5 protein-coding genes are annotated in these 9,825 nt (G+C 61.9%); 3 read left to right on the forward strand and 2 right to left on the reverse strand.

Annotated elements, in window-relative coordinates; translation table 11 throughout:
* The first annotated feature begins 55 nt into the window (after window positions 1-55).
* From ACIPOO_RS19565 to lapD, 3 genes are all read left to right on the forward strand, one after another.
* Window positions 56-1,390, forward strand: a complete 1,335-nt coding sequence (locus ACIPOO_RS19565) for a DEAD/DEAH box helicase (RefSeq protein WP_400609146.1) — start codon at window positions 56-58, stop codon at window positions 1,388-1,390.
* Window positions 1,391-1,633: 243 nt separating this feature from the next.
* Complete coding sequence (gene lapG / locus ACIPOO_RS19570; protein ID WP_400609148.1) at window positions 1,634-2,329, forward strand: cysteine protease LapG; 696 nt, start codon at window positions 1,634-1,636, stop codon at window positions 2,327-2,329.
* Between the two features lie 8 nt (window positions 2,330-2,337).
* Window positions 2,338-4,284, forward strand: coding sequence for a cyclic di-GMP receptor LapD (lapD, locus tag ACIPOO_RS19575; RefSeq protein WP_400609150.1), 1,947 nt, complete (start codon window positions 2,338-2,340; stop codon window positions 4,282-4,284).
* Window positions 4,285-4,617: 333 nt separating this feature from the next.
* On the opposite strand, the gene ACIPOO_RS19580 is transcribed toward lapD, so the two are convergent.
* Together ACIPOO_RS19580 and ACIPOO_RS19585 are read right to left on the reverse strand one after the other, a co-directional pair.
* Window positions 4,618-4,956, reverse strand: a complete 339-nt coding sequence (locus ACIPOO_RS19580) for a tryptophan synthase subunit beta (protein WP_274135447.1) — start codon at window positions 4,954-4,956, stop codon at window positions 4,618-4,620.
* A gap of 83 nt (window positions 4,957-5,039) precedes the next feature.
* The coding region (locus tag ACIPOO_RS19585) for a beta strand repeat-containing protein (RefSeq protein WP_400609152.1) at window positions 5,040-9,825 on the reverse strand (4,786 nt) is incomplete at its 5' end.

Below are 9,825 nucleotides of genomic sequence, written 5' to 3' on the forward strand. Positions count from 1 at the left end.
CTCGCCGACTTTTCGTACGAAACCTAAAGCGTTTATTTATTTTCACGGTACCCCCATGACATTCGCCTCCCTTGGCCTGATCGAACCCCTGCTGCGTGCCCTTGAGGCACTTGGCTACCAGACGCCCACTCCCATTCAGGCCAAGGCCATCGCGCCTGTGCTCGAAGGCCGCGACCTGATGGCCGCTGCCCAGACCGGCACCGGCAAGACCGCAGGTTTCGCCCTGCCGCTGCTGCAACGCCTGACCATGGAAGGCCCGAAAGTCGCCGCCAACTCGGTGCGCGCGCTGGTGCTGGTGCCGACTCGCGAGCTGGCCGAACAGGTGCATGAGGCGATCCGTCAGTACGCCGAACACCTGCCGTTGGCCACGTACGCGGTGTACGGCGGTGTCAGCATCAACCCGCAGATGATGAAACTGCGGCGCGGAGTCGATGTACTGGTGGCTACCCCGGGCCGGCTGCTGGACCTGCATCGTCAGAACGCGGTGAAATTTTCCCAGGTTCAGACCCTGGTGCTCGACGAAGCCGACCGCATGCTGGACCTGGGCTTCTCCCAGGAGCTGCGTGATATCTACGCAGCCTTGCCCAAACGCCGGCAGACGTTGCTGTTCTCGGCCACCTTTTCCGACCCGATCCGCGCACTGGCCGGGCAGATGCTCGATAACCCGCTGAGCATCGAAGTCAGCCCGCGTAACGTCGCGGCGACCTCGGTCAAGCAATGGGTGGTCACCGTCGACAAGAAGCGCAAGAGCGAGCTGTTCATCCATCTGCTGAAAAAGCAGCGTTGGGGCCAGGTGCTGGTGTTCGCCAAGACCCGCGTCGGCGTCGATCAACTGGTTGACCGTCTGCAGGGTCTGGGCATCAATGCCGACGGCATTCACGGCGACAAGCCGCAAGCGACCCGCCAGCGCGCGCTGGACCGCTTCAAGACCAACGAAGTGCAGATCCTCGTTGCGACCGACGTCGCGGCCCGCGGCCTGGACATCGACGACCTGCCGACCGTGGTCAACCTCGATCTGCCCATCGTCGCCGAGGACTACGTCCACCGCATCGGTCGTACCGGCCGTGCCGGGCAGACAGGCGAGGCGATCTCCCTGGTTTGCGCCGACGAAGTCGACCTGCTCAGCGCCATCGAAGTCCTGACCCGCCAGACCCTGCAACGCAAGGAAGAGCCGGATTTCGAGCCCGAGCACCGGGTCCCGGTGACCGACGCCTCGGGGCAGATTCTGAAGAAACCGAAAAAGCCGAAGAAGCCTAAAGTCAGCGGCGGCGGCAAGCGCAATCTGGGCAAGTGGGTCGACAGTGGCGACGCTGCACCGGAAGCGCCGGCGGCCAAGCCTGTGCGCAAGGTGCCGGTGTTCAATACCGGACCGCGCAAGCGTAAGCCGTAACCGCGCCGCGCCGCGTTACGTTCGTAGCAGCCGGGCTTGCCCGCGGGCAGCGGTGTGTCAGTCAATAGAGGATTCACTGATACACCGCTGCCCGCCGGCAAGCCGGACTGCTACAGTTAGGGTGTTGTGAATGGAATCGACGTGAGGTAACAGGGAGCGATGATCTCACTACGCCATTGTCTTTTCCCGCCCAAGCCCTCACCATCTGCTCCGGTTCTCCGCTCGCCCGATGGACTAGACGAATTGGCAGTACGTTCCGCCCACAAGCGCCCCGGATTCTGGTTGCTTCTGGCGCTTGCACTGACGTGCACGGCGTGTGCGAGCTATCTGAGTGCCGATTGGGACTTTTCCCTCATCAGCCGTCGGGCCGAATCGCTGTATGGGCCTCTGGGGGCCGGCAAGCAGCGCATCGATGCCTGGCAGAATCTGCTGTCGACCGAAAAGCAGATCGGCGAGATGGACAAGCTCAAAGTGGTGAACCAGTTCTTCAACAAGCAGATGCGCTACGAAGAAGACATCGACCTGTGGCATGAGGTCGACTACTGGGCAACGCCTGTGGAGTCCTTGATCAAGGGCGCAGGTGACTGTGAAGACTACGCCATCGCCAAGTATTTCAGCCTGCGCCGCCTGGGTGTGCCCAGCGAGAAGCTGCTCATCACCTATGTCAAGGCATTGCGTCTGAACCGTGCGCACATGGTGCTGACTTACTATTCGAGCCCCAATGCAATGCCGCTGGTGCTCGACAGTCTGATCGACGAAATCAAACCCGCCAACCAGCGGCAGGATCTCTTGCCGGTCTACTCCTTCAATGCCGAGGGGTTGTGGCTACCGGGCGCGCAGGGCAACAAGAAAGTCAGCGATACCAAGCGTCTGTCCCGTTGGCAGGACGTTTTGAAGAAAATGGCCGCCGAAGGCTTCCCGGCCGAGCCTGAGAATTAGGAGCTCTGATGTCTCTGTTCAAACAGCTGTTGATCGCTATCTGTCTGTTTCTGGTGGTCGCGTTCGCGGGCAGCTTTGTCGTCAGCCTGGAAAGCTCGCGGGCCCAGTACGTCAACCAGTTGCGCTCACATGCCCAGGATGCGGCGACGTCGCTGGCGCTGTCGCTGACGGCCAACATCGACGACCCGGCGATGGTCGAACTGATGACCACCTCGATCTTCGACAGCGGCTACTACGCGAGCATTCGTGTGGTGGACCTGGCGACCAACGCGGTAATCGTCGAGCGCAGTGCAACCCCTGACAACCAGGGTGTGCCGCAGTGGTTCATCAATGCCATCGGCCTTGAGCCGGCGGGCGGCGAGGCCATCGTCAGCCGGGGTTGGGAGCAGGCGGCGCGGGTCGAGGTGGTCAGCCATCCGATGTTCGCCCTGGCCAAGTTGTGGCAGAGCGCGCTGGGTAGCCTGGGCTGGCTGGTAGTGTGTGGCATCGTCAGTGCGATTCTCGGTGCGATGCTGCTGCGTCGGCAGTTGAAGCCGCTCGATTACATGGTCGAGCAGTCCCAGGCTATCGGCCGTCGCGAGTTTCTGACCTTGCCTGAGCTGCCTCGCACGCCTGAATTGCGGCGGGTGGTTCAGGCGATGAACCAGATGGTCGAGAAGCTAAAGGCGCTGTTCAAGGAGAGCACCGAGCGCAGCGAGAAACTGCGGGTGGAGTCTTATCAGGACAGCCTGACGGGGCTGTCGAACCGGCGCTATTTCGACATGCAGCTCAAGGCTCATGTCAGCAGTCAGGAGGAGCACCGCGCAGGCCATCTGTTGCTGCTGCGAGTACAGGATCTGGCCGGCCTGAACCAGCGGCTGGGCGGCAAGCGTACTGACGCATTGTTGATCGCGGTGGCGCAGGTGCTGAGCAATCACTGCGAAAAATATCCGAAGATCCGCAACCTTATCAGCCGCTCCCGCGGTGGTGAGTTTGCCGTTCTGGCGCCGGGCATGGAACGCGATGAGGCGCTGGAGCTGGTCAGGGACCTTGAGCAGGCGCTGCAGGTACTGGGTGCTACCGGTGCTTCCGACCTGTCACCGGTCGCGCACATGGGCCTGGCCGCTTATACGCCGGGTGAGGCGCCGTTGACCTTGCTGGGGCTGGCCGACCAGGCGCTGTCGGTAGCCGAAACCCAGGGCGAGCAGACCTGGAGCTACGCCGAGAATGGCCTTGTGGCGAGCGTGGGTGACGATCAGCACACCTGGTATCGCACGCTGGATCATGCGCTGACCCATGGCCGCTTCGAGCTGTTTTTCCAGCCTGTGGTCGAGTCGGCCAGCCCTGACCGGGTGCTGCATTACAAAGTGCTGTCGCGGCTGATCAACGAGCAGGGCTACGCCATCGCGGCAGGACGGTTCCTGCCGTGGATCGAGCGCTTTGGCTGGTCGAGCCGGCTGGACCTGATGATGCTCAAGCAGGTGCTGGCGCATCTTGAAACCCACGATCAAAGCCTGGCGCTGAACCTCTCGGCGCCGACGCTGGCTGACGCCGATGCGCTGGATCAGGTCTTCGAGTTGCTGCGTCAGCATCCTAAGGTGGGCTCGCGCCTGACGTTCGAGATCGGCGAGGAACAGTTGCCGGAACAGGCGGTGCTGGAGAAGCTGGCGCGTCGGTTGAAGTCGGCCGGGTTCTCCCTGGCCCTGCAGCGTTTTGGCGGGCGCTTCAGCATGATCGGCAACCTGGCGCATCTTGGCCTGGCGTACCTGAAGATCGACGGCAGTTACATTCGCGCCATCGACGAAGAAAGCCACAAGCGGCTGTTCATCGAAGCGGTTCAGCGTGCTGCGCATAGCATCGATTTGCCATTGATCGCCGAACGGGTCGAGACCGAGGGCGAGCGCAAGGTGATCGTCGAGATGGGCATGGAAGGGGTGCAGGGCCAGTTGGTCGGTGACCCGGCGCCATGGAAGTGAGCCCGCGCAAAACACCAACCCCGTAGCAGTCCGGCTTGCCGGCGATAGCGCTTTCAAGGGCGCCATCGCCGGCAAGCCGGACTGCTACGGGGTCGGAGTACGCCTGTAGGAGCGCGCTTGCCCGCGACGGCGGTGTATCATCCAGCACATCAGTGCCTGAACGGCCGCCATCGCCGGCAAGCCGGACTGCTACGGGGTCGGAGTACGCCTGTAGGAGCGCGCTTGCCCGCGACGGCGGTTTGTCATTCAGCACATCAGTGCCTGAACGACCGCAATCGCGGGCAAGCGCGCTCCTACAAGGGTGGGGTGTGAAGCCTGTCGCGCGCGCTCCTGCTAGATCAACCGCGTTTCATCATCATTGATCAAATCGCTCAGGCCGCCCAGGGTTTCACGGGCCTGGGTACGGTCCATCAACTTCGCCTGGGCTGCCGGGGGCAGGTCGGTGATGTTGAGGATTCCTTTGCTGGTCAATACCTGAATCAAGTCGTCGAGTACCCGGATCATGTCCGTGTCGCTCAACTTCAACTTGTTCAGGCTCTTTTCAACGATCTCGTTGGCGTACCACGCCTGGATCTCGTGATCGTCGGCCGGTAGCTGGTCTGTCGCCTCGGCAAAGGCTGCCGCCTCCACACGAACAAGCACACCCTCTGCATCGCGCTGAACGTAAAACATGGCTCATTCCTCATTGAATGCAACGGCTGGCAGCCGTCGGTAACGGCTGCCAGCACAGTACATCAGCTCACGCGACTGATCTATCAGTGATGATCGACCTTGATGGTCGGATCAGTACCTTGAACCAGAGATTTGAGCATGTCGTTGTTCCAGGTCACGCCTTCGACCTTGATATGCACATCGGCCGTGCTGCCAGCGTTCGCCGCCGTGGTGGCGGTGGTGAACTTGCCTGCACTGCTGACTTCGATGGTGGTGTCCTTGCCATCGTTGGTGATCTGCAGGTACTTGCTCAGGTTGTTGAGGTCGTTGCTGTCCTCGCCTTGCAACAGGTCATGCAGATCGATCTTGTCGACCTTCTCGCTGAAGCCCTTGATCACGTCAAAGCCACCGCTGTTGGTGTCGCCAGCCTGCCAGACAAAGGTGTCCTTGCCGCTGCCACCGACCAGGATGTCGTTGCCCTTGCCGCCGATCAGGGTGTTGGTGCCGCCCTGGCCGAACAGGATGTCATCGCCGTTGCCGCCCAGCAGGGTGTCGTTGCCGTCTGCCAGCAGCGGGAACTTGCTGGTGTCGTAGGTATTCGACCCGTTGGCCAGTTTCGAGACATCGTCCACGTGGCTGGAGATGAATTGATGCAGTGCCTTGTCATCGATGGTCGATACGTTGACTTTCAACGCATCGGCCGCGAATGCCTTGAGCGCCGCAGTCCCTTCCAGCGTGCCGTAGTGGATGGCGTCACCGAACAGGATGTCGTTGCCGTCGCCGCCGGTGACGGTGTCCTTGCCAGGACCGATCAGGGTTTCGTTGCTCAGGATCGCGTCCTTGAGCTTGGAAACGTCAATGACATTCTGCGAGTGGTTGTTGGTGTCGTACTTGTCCAGCGCGCTGGTGTTCAGGCCAATCGCTTCGATACCGTTACTTGCTGCTGCCAGTTTGTTGTAGGCGGCAGTGGTGTGCGAATCGAGCGTGCTGCCGACGCCTTTGATGCTGGAGTCGAACACGTTCGGCTGACCGTCGGTGATGAAGAAGGTCAACTTCTGCGCACCGGCGTTCACCGCATCGCTGCTGCCGAACCAGGAAGTGGTCTTGTTGAAAACCGCCTCATAGTTGGTGTTGCCGCTGGCTTTCAGGCCGTCCAGGTAGTTGTTCAGCGTGGTCAGGGCGCCGGCTTTCGACAGATCGACCGTGATGCCGTTGGCCGCACTGCTGGCGAAGTTGGTCAGGTAGATCTTGACGGTGCCGGCCTGCTCGCTGGTTGCCGCAGCAGCCAGAGTCGAGAACACCTGCTTCATCTGATCAACCATGGTTTTCAGGTTGCCGGACATGCTGCTCGAGGTGTCGACCATGAACGCGATGTCGTAGTTCTGACCCTTGACCAGCTTCATCGCGCTGACGTCCGCCACGACGATGTCGTTGGTCGCGGTACCTGTGACCGTGCTGTCGCCGGCTGTGCCTTCGGTGGCCTTGTAGGTGCCTGCATCGACAGTGACGACGATGTTCTTGCTGTCGGTCGCGGTCGCCGTGGCGCCAGGCACGCCCACCAGCGCTTTCTCCGTGGCGGTCGCAGTGACGTTCAGGGTGAACTGGCCGCTGTAGTAGGCCGTCTTGACGGTGAGGCTTGCCAGATTCCAGGTGCTGACATCCAGCCCTTTGGCCGCATCGGCCAGGGTTGCGCTGTGTCCTTCACCATCGGTAATGATGCCGTTGGCCAGGGCCTTGGCGTCGCCGGTGGAGCTGGTGAGCTTCAGGACCAGAGTATGCGTCTCGGAGCCGTCTTGGCTGTCGGTGAAGGTTGCGGCAACCGGAGCCAGCTTGACCACGCCATTTTCCAGACCGTGGTTGAGCTCGTAACCGGCGTAGTAACCCTCGCCTTTGACGCCGCTGACTTCATTGAGGTCCGAAACGGTCAGGCCCGAATTGGTCAGGTCGGTCAACGAAGCGTACAGCGGCACGTTGGCGCTGGTCAGCGCCACAGTCTGGCTGGTGTTGCCGACGGTGGTGGTCAGGTTGATGTTGTAGTTGCCCGCACCCGCCTGGTTGTAGTGGTAGATGTCCAGGGTGTAATAGCCAGTCGCGGTGGGCGTGTAACCCGTCGCGCTGATCGCCCCGCCGGCAGTGCCCCACGCCGCGTTGGCAACGGTCTTGCCGCCGATGGTGATCAGCAGGCTGTCGTCCGCCGAGCCACCGAAGGTGTAGGTCTTGCCGGCTTCCAGGTAGATCAGGCCGGACAGCTTGGTGCCGGTGCCCTCGACAACGTTGCTCTCGCTGGCGTTGGTTGCGGTGGTCTCGCTGGTCGGGGCCGGCGCGCTGGCGAAGCCCGCCTTGATGGTGTCTTCGCTTGCACCGTTGCCGTTGTTACCCATGTTTTGCAGAGTCTTGACCCAGACGTCCTTGACCAGACCGGTGCTGGTGATCACGTCGCGGCCGACGGTCACGTACGGCTGATCGACGACCGGAGTGACGTTGATGGTGCCAGTCGCCTTGCTGCTTGCCAGGCCCAGGTTATCCACGGCGGTGTAGTTGAAGCTGGTGCTGCCGCTCCAGTCTGCAGTCGGCTTGAAGTAGATCGTCGCCGAGTTGTTCGTGGCTGCGATGTTGCTGAGGTTGGTCAGCTCGATCGTGGCATTGGCATCGCTGTAGAACTTGCCGTGACTGCTCAGGTCGTCCAGGTCGGACAGGCTGAACTTGCTCACGGTGCCGTCGACATCGTTGCCGCTCAGGGTGATGGCGATTGCAGGCGTGGTTTGACCGGCATCTTCCAGGCCCGTTGCGCTGGTGGCGTTGGCCACAGGCGCGTCGTTGGTGCCGGTGACGACGATGGTCAGAACCGAACTGCTGCTCAGGCCGGCCTTGTCGGTGACGGTGAACGGCACGGTCAGTGTCAGTTTTTCACCGGCGGCCAGGTGTTGATACGCCTGGTTGCTGGCATCCAGTGTCCACACGCCTGCGTCGTTGACGCTGAAGCCGGCTGGCTTGTTGGCGTTGGCGACCGAGTAGTGCAGGACATCGTTGTCGTCGACATCGGTGGCTTGCAGCTGGCCTGTGGTGGTGGTGTCTTCCAGGCCGGTACCGGAACTGAGCTTGGCCACAGGTGCATCGTTGGTGCCGGTGACGGTGATGGTCAGTACCGAGGTGCTGCTCGCACCGGCCTTGTCGGTGACGGTGAACGGCACGGACAGGGTGGTGGTCTGGCCTGCGGCCAGGTGCTGGTAGGCCGCGTTGCCGGCGTCCAGGGTCCACTGGCCAGCGGCGTTGACGCTGAAGCCTGCCGGTTTGCTGGCATCGGCGACGCTGTAGGTCAGTACATCGCCAGCGTCGACGTCGGTCGCCTGCAGTTGGCCTTTGGTAATGGTGTCTTCAACACCGGTGCCGGAGCTGGCGACTGCCACGGGTGCGTCGTTGACCGCCACCACGTTGACCGTGACGGTCGCGGTGTTGGAAGTCTCGTGACCATCGGTGACGGTGTAGCTGAAGCTGACCGGACCGTTGACGTCCTTGGCCGGGGTGAAGATCACGTTGCCAGCGGCATCCATGATGACCGAACCGACCACTTTGCCGCTGGCGTCGAAGACGTCGGAGGCGACTTTCGGATCATGGCCCTGCAGCGAGTTGATGGTCAGCTTGTCGCCGTCGGCATCGGTGTCGTTGCCCACGATGGTCTGCGCCTTGATGACCAGAGGCTGGTCTTCGAGGGTCGTCAGGGTGCTGTGCGCCAGGGTCACTGCGTTGCTGGTGCCCAGAACGCTGTAGGCGCCGGTCACGTTGTTGACGATCGAGGCCACCTCGACTTTCAGCTGTGCGTAGCCGCCCTGATCCCAATAGACGATCTGGATATCGTGGTCACCTGCCGCTGCGATCGAGAAGGTGGTGGTGTGGTCGGCGGACGACTGGTTGCCGTCAAAGGCGGCGACTTGCTTGCCATCGATGAAGACGATGTAGCCGTCGTCAGCAGTGATTTTCAGCGAGTAGTCACCCGCGGCCATGTTGACCTTGCCCGCCAGTTCGATGATCGCATCGGAGGTGGTGGTCTGAGCGGTGCCGTTGGTGTAGACCAGAGAGCCCTTGTCGGAGCCCAGGAACGATTGCAGGTTACCCGAATTGCCCAGGTCATTGCTGAACGCAGAACCGCCACCGTAGTTCAGGGTTTTCGCGTCGAAGGTCGCGTCAGCCCGGTGCGAGGCGATGAAGTCCAGCGCTTGCTTGATGGTGCCCAGGTTCGGACCGTCGGTGCCTTCCTTGTAGCCGTAGTAGTTGCCTTGCAGGCTGCCGGTGACGGTCGCGCCGATGTCGTTGACGGCAATCGGTGCGTCGTTGGTGCCGGTGATGGTGATGACCAGGTTCGAAGTGCTGGTGGCACCTGCCTTGTCAGTCACGGTGAACGGCACGGTGACGGTGGCGATTTCGCCCGCTGCCAGGTGCTGGTACGCCGGGTTGCCGGCGTCCAGAGTCCATTGGCCGGTGGCGCTGTCCAGGGTGAAGCCGGCAGGCTTGTCAGCGTCCTTGACGGTGTAGGTCAGGACGTCGCCGTCGTCCACATCGGTGGCCAGCAGCTTGCCGGTGGTGATGGTGTCTTCCACGCCGGTGCCAGTGCTGACTTTCGCCACAGGCGCGTCGTTGGTGCCGGTAACAGTGATGGTCAGGGTCGAGGTGCTGGTCAGGCCGGCCTTGTCGGTGACGGTGAACGGCACGTTGACGGTGGTGGTCTGGCCTGCGCCCAGGTGCTGGTAGGCCGCGTTGCCGGCGTCCAGAGTCCACTGGCCTGCATCATTGACGGTGAAGCCGGCTGGCTTGTTGGTCACGGTGTAGGTCAGAACGTCGTTGTCGTCGACATCGGTCGCTTTCAGCTGGCCGCTGACATATTTGTCTTCGTCC

Source organism: Pseudomonas sp. NPDC090201, from assembly GCF_044746825.1.
GTDB classification, from domain to species: domain Bacteria; phylum Pseudomonadota; class Gammaproteobacteria; order Pseudomonadales; family Pseudomonadaceae; genus Aquipseudomonas; species Aquipseudomonas putida_AD.

Bases quoted from the DNA above. Each gene is read 5' to 3' on its own strand.
- ACIPOO_RS19565 (WP_400609146.1), top strand. From the start codon at position 56: ATGACATTCGCCTCCCTTGGCCTGATCGAACCCCTGCTGCGTGCCCTT.
- lapD (WP_400609150.1), top strand. From the start codon at position 2,338: ATGTCTCTGTTCAAACAGCTGTTGATCGCTATCTGTCTGTTTCTGGTG.
- ACIPOO_RS19580 (WP_274135447.1), bottom strand. From the start codon at position 4,956: ATGTTTTACGTTCAGCGCGATGCAGAGGGTGTGCTTGTTCGTGTGGAG.